We start from the raw sequence: 23448 nt of genomic DNA, 5'->3' as shown, positions 1-23448 counted from the left end.
TACTAAAAGCCCAGAAGGGACTGCTGCTGGTTCCAATCAACCGGAAGATCTGCGAGCCGAGCGAGCCGCCGGGCGGTTAGGCTGACAGGTTGATTGCCCGCCAAAATGTTGTCCACGATCGCCGGAGAGAGGAAGGCTAGTGGCAATGCCTTGCTTAGGTCAGCGCGATGGATACCGGTAGCTTTCGAAAGTTCAGAAATGCTTCGAGCCGAGCCGTTTGTGAGCGCCGACAACATCGAGTGTGACCTTGCCAGCAGTTTGACGAGGCTCGGATCAGGAGCCTTTTCACGCTTTGGTCGATCTCCAATGATCAAGCGTGCCTCATTTCCACGCCTCTGAATCTGGCATGCGATGGTGATCGTATGAGTCTCCACTGCGATGACAGGTTGCTGGGGGTCCTTTGCGCCAATACCAGCGCTCTGGGATTGTACGATTGCTCTCACCAAAGCAGCAGGGTTGATTGCGAGCTCAATTGTCTGGGACGAAAGCGTTATCCTCAGGATCGCGCTTTTGACGATCAATCTACGCTTCGCATTACATCCTGGCGAGTCGCTCAAGAGCCCGTCCGCCTCGCTCAAGCTGCTCGCGATCGCCTCCTTAGAGGCGTATCGCTCGATCCATTCGGCCAACAGCGATTTGCCTTTGAGCAAAGCGATTAGCTGTTGGTCGACGAACGCTTCCAGTTCGTCAGCCGGAACTCTCCAGCCGGTATCGTCCTTGCGCCGAGCGACCTTCAACCGATTGGAGATGTAGTAGCGGTAGCGCTTGCCATGGTTGCTCGCATAGGCAGGGCTCAGCCGATCGCCGGTTTCGTCGAAGATGAGGCCTGTAAGCAGGTGCAGATCTGCGACATTCGATCGCGATCGGCGTTTAGGCCCTTGCTCCTTCAACAGTACCTGAACCGAAGCAAACAATTCCGCGTCTACGATCGGCTGGTGAGCGCCTTCGTAGCATGTGTCTTTGTGACGAGCCTGGCCGATGTAAACGGGGTTTGAAAGCAGGTGATAGAGTCGCCCACGACTGACCGGGGATCGAAGTGGCGTGGATCTGTCCACCGTTTGGCTTTGATTCAGCTCATCGGCTAAGGCCAGCACTGACTTCAATTCCAGATAGCGCGGGAATATCGACCGGACGATTGTAGCTGCTGGTTCATCAACCACCAGCTTCTTATCAACTGCACGGTAGCCGAGCGGAACGGTACCGCCCATCCACATACCCTTCTTTCTGGATGCAGCGATCTTGTCGCGGATGCGCTCTGCGGTCACTTCCCGCTCGAACTGAGCGAATGAGAGGAGCACGTTGAGTGTCAGCCTGCCCATCGACGTCGTGGTGTTGAACTGCTGGGTGACAGAAACAAAAGACACACCGTGAGCATCGAAGGTCTCAACGATCTTGGAAAAGTCCATCAGCGACCGCGTGAGCCTATCGATCTTGTACACGACCACCACTTCGATTCGCCTGTCACGAATGTCTTGAAGTAGGCGCTTTAGCGCTGGCCTCTCCATGGTCCCACCTGAGATGCCGCCATCGTCATAGAACTCTGGTACCAGCTTCCAACCCAGACCGACCTGCGAAGCGATGAAGGCCACGCAAGCTTCGCGCTGCGCATCAAGTGAGTTGAATTCCTGCTCAAGACCCTCTTCGGTGGATTTGCGGGTGTAGACGGCACAGCGCAGTTTTTGCTGGTTGCTCATAGCCCAAAGAACCTCGGACCGGACCAGTGAGCGCCAGTGATCTTGCGGGCGATAGCGGAGAGCGACCGATAGGACTTACCTTCAAACAGAAACCCTTCCGCGGTCACGTCGACGACGTGAGTTTTGCCATTCCAATCACGCAGAAGGCGAGCCCCCTTCGATAGAGACCGACGCTGCTTCGCAGCTGGGTCGGCATTTTTACCATCGCCCTGCATCTCATTTGAAGTCACCGACGCCGAGCCTGATGCCGTTCCCGATCCATTGATGCCGACCTGTCGCACTGCTTCGGCGAAGCGCCTCTTTGTCTCAGGCGACAAGCCTCCGAGCCTCTTCGCTTGCAGATGCCAGGCGGCCGCTCTCACTAAGAGGTCACGCCGCACCCCGCTCGGCGGCGGGCACCCATAGATCTTGATCCACCGAGCCACAAGCTCGTCGCGAGAGAGGTCGCCAAGCGCGGCGACCTCCAGTTGAAGCTTTGGTTCGATAGCCATGGCTTCAATCAGCCTTGGCCTTGCCGACGAGCCGATAGCGTCGAACCCCGTCCTTGCCGACTTCGCTGACTAAACACAAGCCCAGCTTCTTCTTCACCGTCCCAGAGAGAAACCCGCGCACCGAATGAGGTTGCCAACCGGTCGCGTCTATCAAGGTCGCGAGCGTCGCCCCCCTTGCCAAGCGAAGCTTCTTCAAGACGGTGTCCGTCTTCGTGTCGGCGACCTTGAGATTCTTACTTTTGGGTGCGACATCTACCGGAGTGAAAGACAGTTTCCGAAGGCGCTTCCGCGGCGTCGCAATCGCTTGAGCAGGGGCGGTTCTCAATCTCTCCAATTCCACAGCCCTCTCCCTGGTCATTGTCGGTAACGAGCATAGCTTTTCTCCATCAATACCGGCGTCGGACCATCCGACGCCTGTACTGGCTGGAGCCCGCACTGGGCGGGCATAAACCGAGAGGGTCTGCGTCGCCCGGCCCCAACAGCAATGCTTGCGGCTTGAGCAAAGTCCAGTGCGACAGAGAATTATTTTCGGCTATCGAACGATTGTTGATGGGCCAAGTTACCCGCGACAAATCTATCAGTTCTTAAACGGTGCAACCTGCTCTTTGTGCCTCATCCCCACTGCGCAGACTCAAACGCGTTGATGAAGGTATCAGCGATGCGGGTAGACTCGATAAACACGCCGATCTCGTTGAATGGCTTCTTTTCGCTGGGGTCAACCGATAGCCAATTGAAGCTTGACACCGCAAGGCAGTTTGAATCCCACCCCAAAACCTTTGCATGCAGTCTCGGCCTTTGCACAGGGCGCAACGAAAGTCCGGCTGAGGCATACTCTCGCGCGATTTGGGTTGCTTCTATGCCCGACATAGCTCCCGTTGTGCGTCCGTAATATGCAAAAACCTCAATGTGATCCTCATCCTTATTTTTTGTCCCTGCGATGAGCGGATAGAGTGTGACTGCCTTGCCTGCGACTCCAATCCTGTGGCTTGTGACGAAAGCACGACGTTGGTAGCGATCACGTGCATCTATTGGGACCTTTGCGTGATCTTCGGTGTACAGGAGCCACATTGGAACCCGACGCCCCGACTTTTCTGGCGACGATTGTATCTCTCGACTTAAAGTCGCCAGCTCCTGCGCGGTTTCGTTCCAAATACTCTTCCTGCCAACCGACATCATCGATAGCGAGTTAACCAGCTCAGCGACTTGAAGCCTATCTCGTAGCCGTACAGACGCCTCGAAGCTGTCGAACCGTGTGGCTAGCCAATTACAAGAGCCCACGACACCGATCCATCCCATCCGCCTGTCGTTGGCAACCATGAATTTGGCGTGAGAACCAGTGCTAAGGTGATGCATGCGGATGTATTCACGGAATGGATGCTCGCCGATCCAGTCGTGCATCGCCCTCATCGCCAGTTGGCTTGAATTTTCCTTTTCCGCAGGATCATCGCCCTGCCCGAAAAAAATGTCGACACGAACTTTTCTTGATGCAGCCTGCAAAAGAGCAGGCAACCGATCTTTGGCATTGTCCGAAACGAACGTCGAATGAATGATAACGCGGTCTTGCGCGCCGCCTAATATTCCCTCGAACGTTTGTCTGTGACCTTGGTCATCGAGAATTAGATCGCCATTCTCGAAAATGCCCACTCTCGGCCGAGCTGGCGATGCATTTTCTCCAGCGCGACTAATAACTGCCGCAGGTAGAAGAGTGCCCTTTCTTGACAGTTCGGTCTGCGCCTCCAAATAGGCACCTGCAACAAGGTCGAGGAACTGCTGCGACGCGCCTTTGGGAATTCCTTCCGGCAATCCATTCCTGAACGTTATGAGACCGAACGTAGAAGAAGCTCCGGAGGCACTCGGGAATGATCCGACTATTAACTCATCACCGCTTTCTAGTACGCGATAAATCTCCGCAAGATTTTCAACAACACCTTTACGCGGCATCATGTGAACGTGCTGGCCAGCGTTATTTGTTGGAAGATCCTTTCTGCTCCTATTGATAACATCTCGCCATCGGAAAACACATCCCGTAAGGTCATCAATATAGTAAGTAATCCATCGCGCATCTGGAACAATTACGGATGGCAGGTTGTCGAGTTTCGCGTTACGCTTTCCAGGCTCAGTCGCCTTGAAAAGCAGATTTTTTCCCGAAGTCCGAATTTCCACCCATCCCGCTCGCATTAGACGCGTGAACGCTTCGACTATTACACGTCGAGGAAGCTGCGAGCTCTTGGACAAGTCATCGGCAGTGAGTCCCACATCACAAACAGTTCGTAGCAAAAGATGTTCTACGACACTCCAACGGCGTCCACGCTCAAGCTTGAATTTCTTGCTGCCACGCAGGAGCGGGTAGACAAGATGTATTGTACCCTTTTCCTCTTCAGGCAAATTTTTCATGCTGCACAACGCTGACTTCGGGAACTGCTATATCAGGAGAAATTTGGCGCTCTTGCCCACTTTTAAGACTTCTCCGCAATCGCCGGAAAAAATCTAACGATTTTACCGACTTGTTGCTCGTACTTTCCAACACATGATCGAAGAACGCCAAGCTGCCTATCACAATCAGCTTATGTTTAGCCCTGCTGACGAGCACATTCATACGATTGCTGCGACCGATGAACCCCAGTGCTTTGACATAATTTGTATGCTCGTTGTTCCTCACTAGCGAGATTACCACGCAATCAGCTTCGCGACCTTGAAACGAATCCACCGTCCCAAAAAACTCTCCACCCTCCTCTGGCCTAAAATCATCTTCCAGAGCCGCAATGTTTCGAGCGCCCAGCGTCGAGCGCAGGAGCTTAACTTGTTCCGTGTAGGGAGAGAGAATTGCCAGGGTTGGCTTCTTGTCGAGGCTTCCCGTTACTCTTAGCCAACCCAGAAGATTGCAGCAGGCTTGCACTTCGGAACGGTTCACTCGAAAAGGTCGGTCTGAGTCTCCGTAATTGCTGCCCGCCGTTGCTTGCCGCGAATACGGCATGTCTACGAAGATCACCGGGCTTTCGGAAATCGCGCACTCATTTGCAAAAACGACCGGAGGGCGTAACGCGAGGAACTCCTCTTCCTTCTCCTTGAAGGTTACAAGATCATTGTCATAAAACGTCTCGGAGACAATCTTGGCGATAGCCGGGTGCATTCTATGCTGCTCGTTGAGGCGGCGGGCAATTCGCCTTAGATATGGTCGCCTCTCAATGCGTGCATATTCCCGCTCAATAAGAGTCTCGAACATCGTCAGAAGCCCAAGTGCGTCCGCACAGGTTTTAGACAAATCATCCTGTGTTCGCTCCTCATCTTCAACAAACTCATCGATCGCAACGTCCTTTAGGAAGCGAGCGATCAATTTTTGCGACGCAACGATTGCACTGTGAACCGCGCTTGGGTCAGCGAGCAAATTTTTGACTCGATCCAGATCGAAGGGGGGAAGCTGCAGATGATCTCCGATCATAAGGCGACGGTAGGACAAAAGTAGAGGTTGTATTAGGTCTGTACCAGAAGCTTTGGCCGCCTCTTCAATGATCGTCCAATCAAAGAATCCCTTTTCATTGATCAATGTCTCAAGCGCGGGAGAGTTTGTGGTGGCAAAAACGATATTTGCAGACCTAAGCAGAAGACTTTCAAATGCCCTACGATCTGAAGATGCTAATCCTCGTGCAGCCGCGGACCCACCACTGGCGACATCGGCCATGGCTCGGATTCGCTTGCTAAGGTTATTATCTGCCTCGCATATTTTGCTCCCCGCCAGGTCGCGTAGTAGCCGACCTGCTTGCGAGGATATCTCCAGTTTTCCGCTTTCTTTCTCGTCATCTGCCGCACGTGCTCGGACCATTACCGGCGCATCCGCGCCCTCGAATAGCTCACTAACCTTATCCATTAAGTGATCTATTGCAGCATTGCTCTGCGCGGAAAGTAGGAGACGACTCGTCGGCTCCTCAAAGAGTTTGCGCCTGACTAAATCAGTAACAAGGTGAGTCTTCCCGACACCGGGCGGACCTTGCAGCATGAAAAATGGAACCGTGGCAGTGATTTCCTGCAACGCCAATTTCTTTGAAGCGTCAAACCTTGAAAACTGAGAATCAATTCTTAGCTTATCTTGGCTGTCACTTATATTACCACGCTGGTCGACTAAAAGCTGAAGCAATTCCGTGTGTGTTGACAATACAGTTAGAGCCCGCTGCCGCCGCTTGAGTTGAACCAAATTGGCTGTGGTGTCTGTCGGTGTTAAAAAAGCCTTCCCAGTCAAATGCGGAGGTTGGGGGCCCTCGAGCGTAAAGACCCCATCCGTCTCAGGAGCTGGCGCGATCTCGACACGCCATTTCGTTATAGTCCCACGTGTACCGAGAGCTCCAATATCCAATAGTGCCCATTCGACCTCCTGTTTTATGTCCTCATTCGGCCCCTCGGGGGACAACATCTTTTGAAGTTTCGCCGCGGGGGCGTCAATCTTTAGCGCTTCGGCGAGTTGATACCTGTCCCTGTCCGCCTCATCTATAACTTCAATACGGTACCGGTTCCCATAAGCGGACTTGTCAGGACGCGTTAGAACCCTGACGGGGTAGATAGCGGTGGTGGCAAATGCCAATTCAAGACGAAGCAAAAGTGCAAGCGCTTGGTTGACTTCCTGCGCTGGGGATCGCTGCCTAGCTGCCTTTCCAGTGGAGACTATTAGTTTTTCCCAAGATAATGTTCTTCCACGCAGTTTCGGAAACTCACGGGAGGCATCCTGCATCTGTCGAAAGTCGAGCGTCGAAGCTTCAACGGAAATTGACCACTGGATGGCCATGGGCTGCGGAGATTGGGATTCCGCATCATCAATGAATGCAAAGTCCCAGCTTTCAGGTTCGGTGGAGCCCCAACGCTTGTAGCGACGTACGTTGTAGTTTAGCCGGTCACCGCAAAGCGCATATACCAGTTCGCCGCCGGCTTCATGATTGTATCCTATAAAAAGCGGGCTTGGTCCCAGATCTTTCACGATGAAGTCAATTTGCTCGTCAAAATCGTTTACCTCTAGTGCATAATCAAGTTCCTCGCGAATTTTTCTGGTTAATTTGCTCGTATCGCCTAAATTTAGCGCGGCCGAGTACCGACTCTCGCGGGACAGCAATTCAGCATTTAGCGCAGCTGCTATTTCGGCGGCTTGCCGTTGTATTTCTTCGGCGTCCAGTCGATCAACCGGCAACAACCCGATCATTGTGCGAAGAAGGCGGATCTCAGCAGCGGTAGAATGTTCCACAACGGCTGACGGTACGATTTGCATATCAGCGAGTCTATCTAGGGGCACATCGAGAATGTCGGCAAACAACAAAGCTAGATCCGCCCAGTCGGCGGCGAATGAAGTGGCTGGGCGTTGCCTTATAGCCTTGGGGCTGTCCTTTTTTCCATCCAGTGCGGTAACCGCGATACGCATCGACCATTCGAAGCCGGTTAACCTGAAGTCCGGACTTGATCTCAGGTTCGTGAGGATGCACCACATATCAAGGTTTCGGTGAATTATGCCCTGAGAATGGAGCAGGTCGAGACCGCTTACGAGCCTCCGAAAGTTTGCCCATAGCAGTGTTCTCGAATGGGGCTGCCGCGTCGTTTGCAGGACGACTGAAGCGTCATTGTCAAACAGGGCTTGAAGTGGCAGAGCTTCCCCGGCGTCTAGAACGAGGTAGAAACCATTCTCGTCCGCCCCATTTGAAAGCATTCGAGCGATCAGTTCGTCGGCGCGAGGGACGGCGGCCAGTCGGTGCAGCTGACGAATCTCGCTGCGCCAGATGTCTTCCAAATCTGTATCGTCTACCCCTTTCTCCCTCGGCCAGTGCTTGAGGAGAATTCGACGGCCTGTACTATCGGTGCCTTCCCGAAGCCCAGGACGCCCAATCTTTCGATCAGCCCGCACCAAAGCATTCTTTTTGAGTGAAAACCCGGAGAGAAATGTATCCGTTTTCTTCTGTGATCTCTTAGCCATGCGATCTGCATAGTATCGATGTTGTACAATAGGGCAATACACTCGGCCGTTGTCTCAAGAAAAATGCCGTTAGGACCGTTGTGGCAGAAATTTGATATCTCCCAATCCAACGGAACGCGCCGGCATCCTCGAAACACTGCACCACATGTTCGATGGAACGGACCGCTTGTGGCGCGACGCCTGCCCAAAGGCGGATGAGATGCAGATCCGGTGCGAGTTGAAGGACTTCGATGGGGATGGGTAAGGCGAGTGTCAGGCATTCGCCCGGCTTGCCTTAAGCCAGGCAGCGACCGCCTCGACTATGCGGACCTCGCCGAATTCAGAAAGGTCGTGCGCCGTGACTTCGGGCAACGAAGCCGGCAGACTTGCAAAAATCTCCTTCAGTTTGAGCGGAAGTAAATTCTGGACGTCCCGCCCCAGGTCTTCACTCTGCCCGTAGGCACCCAGCAAGAGCGGCACCAGCAGGACCAGCCGCCCCGGAGAGAGCGCTTGCGCTGCCGCGATGACACGCGCCTCGGGTGCGCGCAAGGCGAGGAGATAGGCCAGTGAAACCGCCACGTCGGCGATCCTGCTTTGCAGCTGATTGTCGCCGATACCCGCCGCCTCGTCCGGCTGTACCTTGTCGGCTTCCGCGATGAGCGCAAGTGCGGCGTAACGATGAAGAGGCGGGGAGCCGGTCTTCAACGCCAGTCTGAGGACACGATTTCGCGCCGCATCGGAACCGTTCCGGACCAGGGCCCGCAGCAGGTTCAGCTGCACCTCTGAATCTTTGCTGGCCTTGATGACGGTTGCAAGCGCATCTACGTGCTCGTCGCCAATCGTCGTCGTAAGCAGTATCTCTGACGCCCGGATGGCGATCGGATAATTTGCGGGTTCCTCGTAGTGGTACGCGTGATTGGACCAGTCGTCGCCAGACAACCTGACAAGCGTTTCCAGGTGGTCTGGATGCCGCTTTTGATCCAGGATATCCACCACACGTCGACGGACTCGGTTGCCCTTGTCGCCAGCAAAGCCCAGGAGCTCAGTGTTAAGGGGCGAGGCCGACCGGGCGGCAAAAGCCGATAGGGCACGCTCGCGCACGTCGGCAAAGCGATGGCCAAGTCCTAGGAAGACGAGGTGGGTATATCCGGCGGCCTCAGCCAGGTCGATCGCGTCTGCGACGTCGGAGATCGTCCCGTCGCTGTTGTCTCCCTGCATCCGCAGCATGCCGTCAATGAGGGCGCTCACGTCGAGCCCAGACGCGTTAAGAACACGGGCGCGATGCAGCTGCACCCTCAGGCGACCGCTGTCGTCGACCGACTGCAGCAATGCGACCGCCTCCGGAGAAAGGCGCGCGCCCTCCTGGCCAAGAAATGGGGCCAAGGCTTGATCCAGGGGCGCTGGCAGCCGCGACACGATGGCTGCGCCGAGGCTGGCAACGTCCGCGCTGAATTCCCGGTCTGGTGACGCGGCGATGTCCATAGCGAGCTCAAGCAGGCGCGCATGCTGCCCGCCAGCTTGCAAAGCTTCCACGACCCGGCTGAGTACTTCCGGCGCATCCGCTATTGCCGTGCGGACAGCCTCAATTCGAATAGCGTTCCGGCCATTGCCATCACAAAGCGCTCTCTCCAGGCGCGGATGCAGGCTCGCGGGCAAGCGCCCGCGCAAGAGCTCCCACAGCCGCGACTCTTCCCATCCCTCAGCCACCGCGGCGATGGCCTGCCATTCATCATCCGTGGCGTCGGACTGATCCTGAAGAACCTTCAACCAGGCCTCAACCAACCCCGCGACTAAGGGATGTCGAGCCACTGCCGTCCAACCCTCGGTGCGGCGCCTAAGCCTGACATACTCTGCGAGCAACTCCCGCGCTGTGTAACCCTCTTCACCGGCGTCCTCGTAGTAGTGTTCTGCGGCGCCTTCGTCGTACTCGCCGTTCTTTAGCGCAAGCCAAAATTCGCGATCCTGGTCGCTAGCAAGATGAGCCAGATACTCAACAGCTTGGCGCACGACCGGTTCAAAGCCATTAATGTCCTTGAGCGCCCCGGCGACGATCGCATTGTCGTTGGGATGGTATCCACCCTCGATGATAAGGCCGGCAGCGTGCGCGAACGCTGGCGTGAGGTCCGGCGATAATCGTGCAATCTGATCCGCAAAGTCGCTGCCAAACCGCCCATGCACGCGGGGAAGGCTCCGGATGATGAATGCCTCGCAGATGGCCTTGGTGTGCTCGTGGCGGGACACCCAATCGTACCACTCTGGCGGCCGCTCGGGAGGCTGCCAATGGTCGAATGCGTGCCAAGCCCTGTTTGGATCACGATAGGTGAGCCAGCGCGCAAGCTCCGCGACCACACTCAAGGGGGAACCGACGGCCGCCGCCAGCTTGAGATCGTCTTCAAACTCTGGGCCTGCGGCAGCGACGCGCTTCTCAAGCCACTCGTCGACGGTGCTGGCGATGTCGCGGGGGATGTCCGGCTGCAGGTCATGATGGCGGGCGATAGCGGCCATCAAATAGGCAGCCGACTCCGTGCCCCAGTCGCCACCACTCTCACGATCAAAGCTGATAAAAGTCTCCAGCAGGTAGCGCAGAACCCTGGAGGACAGGTTAGCATGGCTTAGCATCGCCTGTTCCAGCCCGAGTTCGACGCGGGGATGCTGGTAGGCAAGGACCTCATCCGACTGGCGGATGTTTCGGCCAGCGACTAGAAAGCTGATGTAGCGGATAAGGCCGTCTTCGAGTGATTGGTCGTGTGCGGACAAAGCCGCCTGGATCCGCGGCAGCATGTGAAATGACTGACGATCGCGCGCCTTAAAAAGACCCCAAATGATAGCTGCCCACTGCCAATCGCGACGCTTCTCGACATTGGCGACGATCGACGTCTCGATCGAGTTCTGGTGCGCATCCTGCAGACAGCGCTTGATATAGTCGCGTTCGTGCTCCTTGGGCCTCAGACCATCAGAGAGAATGTTGAAATACCGGTGCATTTCGAGCGGTGTCGTTAGCCCTTCGACGGCCTCTTTGGCATACCTGACGACGATGGTCTGAAGGTCGAAGGGCAACCCAGGAAGCCGATTGTCGAAGAGCCGGCGGCGCTCCGTGAGGCCGTAGTTCTCCTCCTCAAGATGGACGATCCATTTCGGTCGCAACGTCTTGGGTGCACTTTCCCTGAGGACATCGGAGCGGCTGGTAACGACGAACTTCCGATCGCTGTTTGCAGACTGCAGAAGGTCGTCGATCGCGTCGTTCCACGGGACTGATGTTTCGTCGAGTCGAAATTTGCCCCATGGATCTTCGATCTCATAGACCACCGGGCCGCCTAGATGATCTTCGTATATCTTTTCGGGGCCGCCCCGGATGACCTCGTGGCGAATACCGGGAACGCGATCCCTGAGCCGCGCGATGAGGGCTTTGGCTGCCTTGGTCTTGCCAGTACCGGATGCCCCCGTGATCAGCACGGCATGACGCTTGTCTAGCGCTTCCTCTAGCTCGGCCCAGTTTGTCGGCGGCACAAAGCCTTCGAGGTCCGCGGATTCTCCAACATACCCACCGTATCGCCTGATCTCTTGCTCGATCTCCTCACGGGTCCATACGCCGCCGCTACCGCCGAGCATCCGCTCGAAGGCGCAGGCCCGGAGGCGCTCGCGGCATTCCGCGAGCTTTGTCACGGGAACGCGGAACCGCTCGGTCAGGATTACGTCGATGCGGCGCCTGACGCGCTCCTGATCCATTGGGCCGAGAATGCCAATGCGCCCGCCGGCCAATGATGGAAGTTTTGCACCAATTTCAGGCGGCAGGTCAGACGCGCGGGGCCAGGCCCCTACCTCGTCAACCCGCAGGTGTCGAGCTACGCCTTGAAGGTCTGCTGTGGTGATGAGAAGATAGCGCGCAGAGGGGTCTTTAAGCCGTTCGGCAGCGCTCTTTCGCCGCGTTCCATGCGTCAGAAGCCGTCCGATCTCCTGATGCGTCCACGGACCGGTACTTTTTACCTTGCACTGTACGATCAGCCGGTAGGTGTCCAGCGCGGTTGCCTGCGCCATCGCACCCGGCTCGTCTTCGATGTCCGTCTCAAGGTCTTCCTCGGTCACCGGCTCCAGGACGACCCTCTTCGCTACCTTCCTCACCAGCAAGAGATCCAGTGATACCCAGACGGATACATCTTTTTGATAGATGAAGCCCTCGAGCGCCGTTGTCCCGCTCGAAGATGATGGTTCGTCGGTGGCAGTTGTTGTAGAATCGGGCATGCCGCCATCTTAGCATAGGGCACCGAGCCACAGCGAGTTGTTCAACAGTCAGAGTAAGTTAAGGGCTTATACGCATCTTGGCACCCGGAGAGAGCCCTGTACGACACTTGTTGCCTCCCTGAGCGAGGTGTCGACTTTTTTTGGGCGCCCGCGCTAGTTCGCAAACTCGTCCGCGGTGCGTTAATATGGGCTGTCCTCCTCGGAGTGAAAGTCGCAGAACATCATTTTCTGGAAGGTCGCACAAAAGGTTCAGGCTGGAATTTGAACTTGTATCCATGCTTTCAATGCTTAAATTCAGTCAGAGCATTTCGCGATGGACGATCCGATGACAATTCGCACAGAGGCACTGCAAATCGGCAAGCCACGTGCGCGTTGGACCATTCATTTTGCCTACAGCAGTGGTCTTGTGATGCACCTCAATACAGGCATCGCCAAAGGGTCCAAGACTTTGAGAAGGAATGACCTTGCAGCGTTCGCAGAACAGGTAGCCGTGCTGTTTAACGAACCATTGCTTTTTCATCGCCGTAAGGCCTCTGGCGCGCTCCTTCTGAAGGTGTTCGACTAGTTTTTGTGAACCTTCGATCGCGGACGACTCATCATCATAGAATGACTGGGGCAGGTCCTCTCCCTTTGGGACGATGAGGTAACCAGCACTTTCGATGATATCGAAACAGGGTTGCCCCCAGCCGGCCGTGAAGTCCGTTGGCCTAGCAGGTCGACCTATGACCGGTGTCAACGCGATACCAAAGATTGCTTTTGGGGGAAGTCGTTCCCCAGACGGCAGGAGGAGGTCGAAATCCGTAGATTGTCCGAAATTGTGCGACAAACCGGCCATAAACGAGTCAATGGCCGCTTCGATCATCCTCGGCTTAACACGCCTCAAGACAGCCACTGGAAGTCGCCCGGCATTTCGTCGGACCGGGGTAGTTTCGGGTATTTCCAGCTCGGTCGAATCCCAGTCCGCAACTGGGCCTGCCGCCCGAAATTCTCCAGTAGTCTCGTCTAGATAGGTCAGCGTCATCCAGAGGTTAGGTTGCACATAGCTTTCACGCCGTCCTTTTCGGGGCTGCGCGTTGACATCCCTTGCAATCCTGATGATGGCCCGGAAGCGGCCATCGCAATTATCCCGCGCCCACCGCAGGTTTTCCAATCGTTCCTTGTTTCCCAGTCTCGGGCTCCAGTCTTTGGTGTCGATAGCAACATCGTCATAGAAGAGTTGGCCACCTTGGCGAAAAAGACGGTCCTGCCAAAGGGTAACTACGACAGCGCTCTTATCGGAAGTGCGCGCAGACCAACTCCATACCGGGTTGATGGGGACGGCCCCGTAACAAGCAAAACTCTCACGCAATCCCTTCGGCATTGCTCCCCTCCCCCTCTATCAACTGCCTGCGCCGATGATAGGCTATGGGCTCTAGGCAGAATAGGTTAAGCTCGCGCAGGAAAGTCATCTTATGTGCAGAAAGTTTCGCGCGATTGATGCCGTAGCGCTGTCATGATTTTTCAAGTCACCGAGACGCGAAAAGAGGCAGCACAACGATGCGACGGCCTAGTCGCCCCAACTGATCCCGCTGTTCTGCCGCTAGTGGAAACGACGCCCTAAGCTTCTGCAACGGCGCTGCTTCGACATGAGACAATACGGCTAATTCGCGATCAAGGCAGTCGTATAACCCGAATTGCCGTGCTGCCAACATCTGCGTAGACTTTATTTATGCTGAAAATCGGCTCCGAATTACAGTTGAGCGCCTCCGACCTTGTGGGCCACTTGAACTGCGGCCACCTGACGGTGCTTGACCTTCAGGTGGCGGACGGCGCGCTTCAGAAGCCCAAGATCTGGGACCCGCTGCTCGAGATCCTGCAGCAGCGCGGCGCCGCGCACGAGGCGGCCTATGTCGATCACCTGCGCGCCTCCGGCTTTAAGGTCGCGGTCATCGGGGGCAAGGGCATCGATGATGGCTCGGTGGCCGCCACGATCGAGGCGATGCGTGCCGGCGCGCAGATCATCGTGCAGGCCGCCCTACGCTCGCCGCCCTTCACGGGCCGGGCCGACATCCTCCGGCGCGTCGAGACGCCAAGCGATCTCGGCGCCTGGTCTTATGAAGTCGTCGACACCAAGCTCGCCCGCGAAACCAAGGGCGGGACGGTGCTGCAGCTCTGCCTCTATTCCGACCTCGTCGGGCAGGTTCAGGGCCTCGTGCCAGAATGCGCTTACGTTGTCGCGCCCCTCACCGGCTTCGAGCCGGAGGTCTTTCGGATCAGCGATTATGCCGCCTACTACCGCAATGTCCGGGGACGCTTCGCGGCGTTCCTGAACGGAAATGGTGGCACCTATCCGGAGCCGGTCGCTCATTGCGACATCTGCCGCTGGCGCGGCCAATGCGACGACCGGCGCCACCAGGACGATCACCTCTCCCTTGTAGCCGGGATCACGGCCGTACAGCGCGGCGAACTCGCCGGCCACGACGTCGCCACTATGACTGCGCTAGCCGAGCTCCCCCTTCCGCTGCCGTGGAAGCCGGAGCGCGGCGCCGCTTCCTCCTACAACCGCATTCGGGAGCAGGCCCGGATCCAGGTCGCGGGGCGCACGGCCGGGCAGTTGCGCTATGAAGCGCTGCCGATAGAACCGGGCTTTGGTCTGTGCCGCCTGCCGGAGCCGAACGACGGCGACATCTTCTTCGATCTCGAAGGCGACCCCTTCGTCGGCGATGGCGGCCTCGAATATCTCTTCGGCTACGCCTTCAAGGACGCAGAGGGCGCCCTCACTTACGTCGCCGACTGGTGTCTCACGCCGGCAGATGAAAAGGCAGCCTTTGAGCGCTTCGTCGATTTCGTGATTGAGCAGCGAGCGCACAATCCCGGCATGCACATTTACCACTACGCGGCCTATGAGGTGGGCGCGCTCAAACGCCTGATGGGGCGCTACGCCACGCGCGAGGAAGAGATCGACACGCTGCTGCGCAAGCAGGTCCTGGTCGATCTCTATGCGGTGGTCCGCCACGCCATCCGAGCCAGCGTCGAGAGCTATTCCATCAAGAAACTGGAGCCGCTCTACGAATTCACGCGCGCGGTGTCGCTGCCCGATGCCAACTATGCCTTGAGCAAGGTCCAGGCCCGCCTAGAGCTCGGGGACGCAGGCGGCATCAAAGCGGAGGATCGAGCCGTGGTGGCGGGCTACAACCAAGATGATTGTGTCTCGACGAAGCGGCTTCGGGACTGGCTGGAGGGCCTGCGGACTGACGCGGTCGCCTCAAGCGTGGAGATTCCCCGGCCGGCTCCGCCTGGAGAGGACGCTCCCCCGAATATTACAGCCCGGCAGGCGCGGATCGATGCAGTTGTGGCCGTGCTGACCGATGGCGTTCCGGTGGACTCCGCGGAGCGCAGCGCCGAACAGCAGGCGCTCTACGTGCTGGCGAACGTGCTCGACTGGCATCGCCGGGAAGAGAAGGCGATCTGGTGGGAATATTTCCGGCTGGCAGCGCTGTCCGCGGACGAGCTGGAGGACGAGCGGGCAGGCATCGCAGGCCTCGAATTCGTGGATACCGTCGGCGGAACCGCGAAGGCCCCCATCCACCGCTATCGATTTCCCCAGCAGGACGCGGAGTTTCGCGGCGGCGAGGATTTGCGCAGCGTCGGCGGCGAGCGATTCGGCAAGGCCGAGGGCGTCGACCTGGAACATCGCTTCATCGACATCAAGAAGCGAGGCGACACTGCCGGACTTCACCCCGAAGCGATCTTCGCCCATACCTACATCGACACGGCTGTCCTGGCCGAGTCCCTGGTGCAGATCGGCGAGTATGTGGCCGATCATGGCATCGGTGGTCCCGGTGCCTACAAGGCCGCGCGCGATCTGCTGCTGCGGCGGCCGCCCGATGCCGGCGGCGCGGCGCTGCGCCAGCCGGGCGAGAGCCCGGTCGATGCAGCCTGCCGCCTGGTCCCGGCCTTGCAGGGCGTGCTCGCCATCCAGGGACCGCCTGGCGCGGGCAAGACCCATACCGGCGCCCACGCGATCCTTGCGCTGGTCAGGGCCGGCCTTCGCGTCGGGGTGACCGCCAACAGCCACAAGGTCATTCGCAACCTGCTCGCGAAGGCCGCCGAGGAAACAGCGAAGGAAGACTTCGACCTGCAGTGCCTGCACAAGGTCACGGATGCGGAAGACAATGTCCCGCACCTCACCTTCACCACGAAGAACCCCGAGGCCCTCGGCGCCTTTGCAAGCGGCTACCACGTCCTTGGCGGCACGGGGTTCCTGTGGGCCCGGCCCGATGCAGCTGGCCTCGTCGACGTGCTGTTCGTGGACGAGGCCGCGCAGATGTCGCTCGCCAACGTGCTTGCCATATCGCCGGCTGCAGCTAGCGTTGTCCTGCTTGGAGATCCGCAGCAGCTTGAGCAGCCAATGCAGGGCTCCCACCCTGAGGGTACGGAGGTCTCGGCCCTCGACCACCTTCTCGGCGGACGGCAGACCATCGCCGAGGACGAGGGCCTGTTCCTCGACCAGACCTGGCGCCTCCACCCCGACATCTGCCGTTTCACCTCCGAACTGTTTTACGAAAGCCGCCTCCTTCCCCGTCCCGGTCTCGAGAACCAAGCCATCCTGATGGACGGCCCGCTTGGCGGAAGCGGCGTGCGCTATGTCGGAGTGCAGCACCGTGGCAACCAGAATTCCAGCCCGGAGGAGGCCGACCGCATCCGCGATGTTGTCAGCGGGATCCTCGCTTCGGGCGCACGCTGGCGCGACCGCGAGGGCAATGAGGCGTCGCTCGCCCTGGAAGACATCCTGATAATCGCGCCCTACAACGCGCAGGTCTTTGAAATCCAGGCACGCCTCCCCGGCGCGAGAGTCGGGACGGTTGACAAGTTCCAGGGACAGGAGGCGCCCATCGTGATCTATTCCATCACGACCTCCAGTCATGCCGACGCCCCGCGTGGCATGGAGTTCCTCTACAGCGCGAACCGCCTCAATGTGGCCACCTCCCGCGCCAAGGCACTGTGCATTCTCGTGGCCAATCCGGACGTGTTCGAGCCGGAATGTCGGACACCGCGCCAGATGCAGCTCGCCAACGGCTTTTGCCGCTATTTGGAAATGGCCGAGATGGTTGATTTGTAGGTCCTCGCAAAGGTCGACTTCGGAGGCTGGCCAACGAGAAGCGGCACGAGGGATTTCCCGATGGTCATTTGCGGCCATTCCAGAACAGGCGCTCGATCGGCGCTGAACCGAACATGAAGTCGCAGAACATCATTTATGGATCGAATGGCTCGCTTCTTTTCGTGCTTCACTTATAGCGCCAGATGCTGAGCTCCCACCGAGTGGCTAAATAAAGACCAAACCAGGCTGTCCCCGGCGTGTCAGCCGAATAGCACATCACCCGCCGCGATGACCTCTATACGACCGTTGACTTAATCCCTTCTGGGGAGCTCATTTGGATTTCCGGAACACCTGGATATTCAAGAGAACCGCTACATCGCGTCACGAGGATGGTCGGCTAGAAATTCAGTGTTCCGATATAGTAGTCCCGGTCGGCCATGCCCTCGTCGTCCAGCCACTCGCGCATTTCGTAGTCCGGATTCGAGACGTAGCAGTGCAACTTCTTCCCGTCCGGGGTGAATGAGATGTCCCAGGCGCGGGTTTGGGTGAGAGTGCTGTAACCGGTGTAGTAATGGTGGTGTCGGGAGGACACCTCGCCAAGCACAATTATTTCCGGCTGCAGGTTGTCGAGCCAGCTGTTGGCCAGCTTGCCCGAGTAGCGCCCGTGGTGCGGGGCGAAAACAACCGTCGTCTTCGGCAGGTTGATGTCGTCTAGGATGTCCTCCATGAACTGGGTTTCCAAGTCTCCAATCCACATGAAGCTGGCGCTGTCATTAATCGAATAGCGAGCCACGAGCGAAATGTTGTTGAATGCGATGCCGTCGACTGCCTCCTGAAGTGCCGCCTTAAAATGCTCGTTGCCGATGTTGGGCCAATGGATTTGGATCCCAGCAGTTTTCCTGACGTCGTCGCTCTCGTTCATCCACTTGCGCGTGCAACCCTTGTAGACGCGGAAGGCTTGGTCCCGTCGCGGAGCTGGCAATAGTGCTTGACGATTCCGTCTCCTCGTTCTTCGTCGCCTTGGTTGTTCACGACATAAAAGTTGTAAATCGGCATTTTCTCGTCGAGGTACTCAAGGCCTTCGATGTGGTCCTCGTCCGGGTGGGTCGAGATGAACCGAGTTATGCCCTTGTCCGCCGACTCCGCCTTGAGCTCCTGCACAATCGTCTCCTTGAAATCGTCGAACAGCTGGCAGTCGATGACCGTGAAGTTGTCGCTGTTGTGCTTGATGAAGAACATGTCGCCGGCACCAACGGCATAGGATTTGACGATAGCCATCACTCGCCTCGATTGTGGTGTTGCACCCGTTTTTCTATGAATGCGGCCTGCTTCCTGTAGGAGAGCAGGAAGAGGGCGGCCAGGAAGATGACTGTCCCGACCTCAACCGAGCGCAATGACCAGCCGTAGCGCGCGGCCAACAATTTTACCCAGTAGGCCAGTAGCGACAGAAGCAAGACCGAGCAGATCGAGCGGTATAGGTTGCTCGACTCGAGTAGCACCGCGATTTTCGGGTCCTTCGCCTCGGCGACAATGAAACTGGAGTAGTCCCCATGTTTTATGAAGTGGGTCCTCCTCAAGACGGGTTGAAGTATGACGGAGCCGACGCGGCTCACGACCACCCCCAAGAAATAGTACATGATTATATCGATCACTGTTGATGGTGACTGGAAGTCGTAGATCTCGAGCCTATGCATAATGAAGGCTAAGACCGCTCCAGGGATCAAATTGGTAAAAATATTGTATGATGAAATTTTCGATATTACGTCGCCCATGACCAACCCCAGAGACTCGAAGTCTTTGCACCGCAGCAGTCTCCTTAGAAGCAGAAGTCCTCACCGAATCTATTCACCGGTGATTTCGACGCCCGTTTGCCTCTGCAGTCCACGCGATTAATTTCGCGCCCGGGGCGGTGCAGTGAATCATTTGGCCTACTGTCAGTCACATAACATCGCTCATGAAAGTTGGCATCGACGCGCTCCACCTGAATGCGGTGGGACTAGAGCGCAGTCGTTGCTACAGAGTAATTTCTAAGGATAACTTCCCGGACGGTCGGATATTCTCGGACCACGGTCCCGGATAGGCCGCCTTCAGCGCTGGCAACATCTCGGCCAGCGACTTGACCTTGACCCCGCCCTTCTTGAGCACGTACGGCTTGCTCCAGTTTATGTCGGCGTTGGTGAAGTGCAGCACGATCTTGCGGTTGCCATGCACGCTGACGAGACCCTCGAGCAGCGGCGGGTCGGGGTTGTCGTAGTGCCCGTCGGCAGAGAAGACGTAGTGCGTCGCCGGGAAGAACTCGATGAAGCTCTTGGGGCTGTTCACCTTGCTTCCGTGATGCGGCATCTTCAGCAGATCGATCTTCCGCTTCGCGTCCGGCAAGCCAAGCTCCTTCCAAGCCTTGACGATGTCGTCCCCGCGGGCGTCGCCCGTGAGCAGCAGGCTCCTGCCTGCGACCTCGACCAGCATCACAATCGACGACAGGTTCGGTACGGAGGAGTCGAGCCTTGTGGAGAACAGTTCCTGCAGGGCAGCCGTCTTGGCGGGCGTGGTCTGCTGCTGCAGGGCCTTCTTCCATTTATCCCGCAGCTTTTCGAGCCGCTTCTGCAGGGGCCCAACAATCGTGATGGAGGCGCCTGCGACAGTCTGGGCCGGCTGGTTCTTCTGCACGGAAATAACATCGTTGAATGGTGGATTGCCGGCCAAGGAAAGTTTGCGCAGGTTGGCGGCGAGCTTGTTGCCTTGCGGGACGCTCTGCGCCACCGCAGCGCCGTCCCCCGCGAGTTTGACACTCGGAACGCGCCCGACGGTATCGGCACCGAGTTGAATTGCAGCGTCGTTGCGCATGGCCGTCAGCGAGGCCGGGGTCGGTCCCACGAGATCGTCGAACGAGTTGAACCAGAATTTATTGAACTTGACTACGCGGGCGGGCGGAGCCACCGCCAGGAGGTCGGAGGTCAACGCCATCAGCCCGTTGATATGATCGTCATCGATGTGGCTCACCATGCCGAGCTCGAAGACGAAGGGTTGGACCTTTTGTATCTCTTCTAGCCGGCACAAGAGGACATCCTTCCAAACCGCAAGCATCTTGCCGCCCACGGTCTCCGCTCGCGGCCCGCCGTCAATCAGCCAACGGCGTTCCTGACCCTCATGGTCATAGCGGAGGATCAGGCAGTCTCCATACAAAGCGTTCAGGGCTTCCAGCATTACCATGACATTTCCTCCCATTAGATGGATTGCAGGGCGCGCAGCACATCGACCAAACCGGCCCCTTGGAAGTCGCGCTCGCGGCCGAGATCGGTGGCGGTGCGCGTCAGTATGTCCTTGATCATAGCAGGTTGACCTATCAGTTCCGGGTGGCGCGCCATCAACATTGCCGCCGCTCCGCTGACATGGGGTGCGGCCATCGACGTCCCGTCCATCTGCTCGCTTCGGTCGCCGGGAACGGTCGAAGTGATTTTTTCGCCAGGCGCCACCAGATCGGGCTTGCGCCGGCCGTCGCCGGTCGGGCCGCGGCTGGAAAAATAGCTGACGCCAAAGGCGTGCGGATCGCGCCGATGTGTGGCGCCAACCGTGATCACCCCGTCGGCGTTGCCCGGATCTGTGATGCTGATCGAATGGTAGCCGGAGCCGAGACTCATTTGCCGTGCCTCGCTGTCGAAGCCGGTGTTGCCTGCAGCTGTCACCACCACCGTTCCCGAACTGGAAAGCCGGTTGCAGGCCTCGCATATCGGCGTACGACCGCAGGCATAAGAATCGACGTAGTGCCTGAGCGCAAGCGACAGGTTGGCGCCGTGGATCACCGGATAGTCGCGATTGCGGTTGACCCAGCCGACAAACTCGATGGCGGAGAGGATTGTGAACTCGTCGCTGTTGCCTTCGTCATCGAAGACGCGAAGGTCAAACAATCTGAGATCGGGGCACATGCCAACCAGCTCGGTCCTGATGTCGACGGGTTGGTGCCGCCCGGCAGCGAGGATGCCGGCGACGTGAGTGCCGTGACCGCGACGCGGCGGCGCGTAGGTCTGGTCGTGTCGCATCTCGATCAGCGGCTGGACGATGGCCCAGTCGATGTCCCGGGCAAGATCGCCGCGCGCCTGCAGGTGCGCGACGTTCAAGGCAAATGCCGGGTTGTTCACGATGTCCTTGATCTGCTGTGGGACCAACGCATTTGTAACGCCGACATTGATGGCTTGCTGGATCAGTCGTAGTCGGGTGAAATCGAGCGTTCGCATCACCCGGGAGCGTTTGAGCCGGACGAGCATCTCCGCAGGACCATAGGCCTCCACTGCATGGTTTCCATCGGCGCTGCGGGCCGCGTCCAGTTCAGCCTGCGTTTCAGGTACCGACAAGTCTAGGAAGCCCCTATGCGTGGCATCGATCCCGCCATCGATGATTGCAAAGGTCAAATCGCGAGTCGATATGTCGAAGACGCGTTGCGCCGCGTCGGCCTTTACCGTGCGCCGTGAGTCGAACAACATCGGCTGAGCATTGCGATTCAGGTTGAGTGCGTAGACATGCGGCTCGCGCAGCGCCTTGCGGAGGGTCCGTTCGTCACCGGCCTGGTCGACGTTCTGCGCCGGGTCGCGCTCGAAATCGGCATCGGCCCGCAAATACCCTCCGAGTTCGGCCGAGAAGGCGCGCTCGAACGGCATGAGAAGGAAGAGGAGATCCTGCGCCTTCGGCTCATCGCGGTTGGCCGAAAGTTTCGTAGGAATGTCCGCAGTGCCACCGTCGCTTCCCGGAATGACGTGATCGTCGATGTCTTCGTTGGGCTCCCGCCCCGAAAGCTTGGCGAACCGCTCTACGGTTGCGATCAGCGCGCGGGCCCTCGATATATCGGCTTTGCGCAATCCCTCGGCGAGGCCGGCTATTGCAGCCAGCCTGAAATACTGGATCGCCCAGTTGTGCGACTTCAGGAGGATCGCTGACAGCGGGTCGTTCCTGTCCCGCATTTCGAAATAGGACTGGTAGCTGGTCTCGTGGTTCCAGAAGTCATCGCTGAATTTCTGCCACCAGTCCGTCATGGGGATCACGAGCTCGACGATGGCGGCGAGATTGGCACGGGCGACGACGAACCCGGCGTTGAGCCCGATCCAATCCACACGTACACTCTCCTTGCCCGTACCCTCCCTGAGATAAGCGGCAATCTCGCCCGCCGAGGCACCGCTCCAAGGGGTGAGCAGCACGTCGACCTTATCGTCAGGCGGCTCGCTCTGTTCATAGCCTGCCTTAGCCGTGAGGTAGGCGATGCGGATCAACTTCATCCATACATCAGACGCAACCGGACTATCCTGAGTGCGCCGAGCATGGCCAAACGTCTGCGTTACGAACCGACGGATTGTCTCCTCGCTGAGTGCCGGCCACGAAGCACGCGATGGCCCCGATGCTGGCGGCTCGCCCGGCGGCGTCCCATCGGGCGGTTCAGGTGGCAACGCATCTAGGGCGGGGACGCGCTCGGAGGGCGGCATATATGTGTTGGGTGGCAGATCAGGGCTGGCCGCAGGGACCGCGGGCTCAGGGACGAACTCGGGCGGTAACGTCTCTGGATTCGGCGGCGGCTCAGGATTGGGCAGGGGAGGCGCAGATGCCGAAGGAGGTCCCGGCGAGTCACCCGTTTGTGACTGAGAGTGAGCCGCGCGGCGACGCCTCTTGGCTTTGGTCGCGGCTGATCGCTTGCCTCGTGTCTTCGTTGTCTTGTCGCTTGGCGACTTAGCCATGTCCCCCTCCCATTGCCAAACGCCTCTTCTGACGACCGCGCCACGATCCTGGCTCGACCGGAGTTTGGCGGTGCGTCGTCAGAGCTTCAGCGTCACGTCCTGCACGCCGAGCTTGATCTCCACGTTCTTCGAGGCCTCGGGCGTCTTGCCGCCGCGGTTGAAGAGTGCCGAGCGCATCCTCGGCATTCTCTCCAGCCGTTGTGTTTTCCCGTGCAAGCAGACGCTGTAAATTCGCCAGCTTCGGCGGCCGCCACTGCAATCAATCCTTGATCTATCCTTACAGCTTCATCCAGGAAGCAGCATT

The 23448-nt window shown here is 58.1% G+C and carries 13 protein-coding genes; 1 reads left to right on the top strand and 12 read right to left on the bottom strand.

All coding sequences use genetic code 11. The features are described from left to right. Positions 1-2 precede the first annotated feature (2 nt). The 7 genes from NKH54_RS08610 to NKH54_RS08580 form a co-directional block, all read right to left on the bottom strand. Complete coding sequence (locus tag NKH54_RS08610) at positions 3-1694, bottom strand: recombinase family protein (RefSeq protein WP_353028046.1); 1692 nt, start codon at positions 1692-1694, stop codon at positions 3-5. Next, complete coding sequence (locus NKH54_RS08605) at positions 1691-2185, bottom strand: DUF2924 domain-containing protein (protein ID WP_353028045.1); 495 nt, start codon at positions 2183-2185, stop codon at positions 1691-1693. Before NKH54_RS08605 ends, NKH54_RS08610 begins: the two co-directional genes overlap by 4 nt. A gap of 4 nt (positions 2186-2189) precedes the next feature. Then, the gene (locus NKH54_RS08600) at positions 2190-2525 is read right to left on the bottom strand and encodes a DUF3489 domain-containing protein (RefSeq protein ID WP_353028044.1); all 336 of its coding nucleotides are present in this window, start codon (positions 2523-2525) and stop codon (positions 2190-2192) included. A 272-nt stretch (positions 2526-2797) separates the two neighbouring features. After that, positions 2798-4579 (bottom strand): phospholipase D-like domain-containing protein, encoded by a 1782-nt coding sequence (locus NKH54_RS08595; protein ID WP_353028043.1) that lies wholly within the window; start codon positions 4577-4579, stop codon positions 2798-2800. Further along, positions 4563-8129 carry an AAA domain-containing protein gene (locus NKH54_RS08590; RefSeq protein ID WP_353028042.1) on the bottom strand — a complete coding sequence of 1189 codons (3567 nt, stop codon included), beginning with the start codon at positions 8127-8129 and terminating at the stop codon, positions 4563-4565. The genes NKH54_RS08595 and NKH54_RS08590 overlap by 17 nt, the downstream gene beginning before the upstream one ends. Positions 8130-8381: 252 nt before the next feature. After that, positions 8382-12347 (bottom strand): nSTAND3 domain-containing NTPase, encoded by a 3966-nt coding sequence (locus NKH54_RS08585; protein ID WP_353028041.1) that lies wholly within the window; start codon positions 12345-12347, stop codon positions 8382-8384. A 298-nt stretch (positions 12348-12645) separates the two neighbouring features. Beyond that, positions 12646-13707, bottom strand: coding sequence for a hypothetical protein (locus NKH54_RS08580; RefSeq protein WP_353028040.1), 1062 nt, complete (start codon positions 13705-13707; stop codon positions 12646-12648). A gap of 348 nt (positions 13708-14055) precedes the next feature. Between NKH54_RS08580 and NKH54_RS08575 the strand changes: the two genes are divergently transcribed. Beyond that, positions 14056-17448: a TM0106 family RecB-like putative nuclease gene (locus NKH54_RS08575; protein ID WP_353028039.1), complete on the top strand. Its 3393-nt coding sequence runs from the start codon at positions 14056-14058 to the stop codon at positions 17446-17448. A gap of 376 nt (positions 17449-17824) precedes the next feature. Here NKH54_RS08575 and NKH54_RS08570 read toward each other — a convergent pair whose 3' ends face one another. The 5 genes from NKH54_RS08570 to NKH54_RS08550 all read right to left on the bottom strand — a co-directional run bounded on the left by NKH54_RS08570 (position 17825) and on the right by NKH54_RS08550 (position 22691). After that, entirely contained in the window at positions 17825-18349 is a 525-nt protein-coding gene (locus NKH54_RS08570) for a ComEC/Rec2 family competence protein (protein WP_353028038.1), read from the bottom strand. Beyond that, positions 18346-18705 carry a ComEC/Rec2 family competence protein gene (locus tag NKH54_RS08565; RefSeq protein ID WP_353028037.1) on the bottom strand — a complete coding sequence of 120 codons (360 nt, stop codon included), beginning with the start codon at positions 18703-18705 and terminating at the stop codon, positions 18346-18348. The genes NKH54_RS08570 and NKH54_RS08565 overlap by 4 nt, the downstream gene beginning before the upstream one ends. Continuing rightward, the gene (locus NKH54_RS08560) at positions 18705-19199 is read right to left on the bottom strand and encodes a hypothetical protein (protein ID WP_353028036.1); all 495 of its coding nucleotides are present in this window, start codon (positions 19197-19199) and stop codon (positions 18705-18707) included. The genes NKH54_RS08565 and NKH54_RS08560 overlap by 1 nt, the downstream gene beginning before the upstream one ends. Positions 19200-19440: 241 nt before the next feature. Continuing rightward, positions 19441-20631 (bottom strand): ComEC/Rec2 family competence protein, encoded by a 1191-nt coding sequence (locus NKH54_RS08555; protein ID WP_353028035.1) that lies wholly within the window; start codon positions 20629-20631, stop codon positions 19441-19443. Positions 20632-20651: 20 nt separating this feature from the next. Beyond that, positions 20652-22691, bottom strand: coding sequence for a S8 family peptidase (locus NKH54_RS08550; RefSeq protein WP_353028034.1), 2040 nt, complete (start codon positions 22689-22691; stop codon positions 20652-20654). Between the last annotated feature and the right edge of the window lie 757 nt (positions 22692-23448).

It is taken from the genome of Mesorhizobium sp. M1004 (assembly GCF_040318795.1).
In the GTDB taxonomy this organism is placed as follows: domain Bacteria; phylum Pseudomonadota; class Alphaproteobacteria; order Rhizobiales; family Rhizobiaceae; genus Mesorhizobium.
This window is presented reverse-complemented; position numbering and strand designations above follow the sequence as displayed.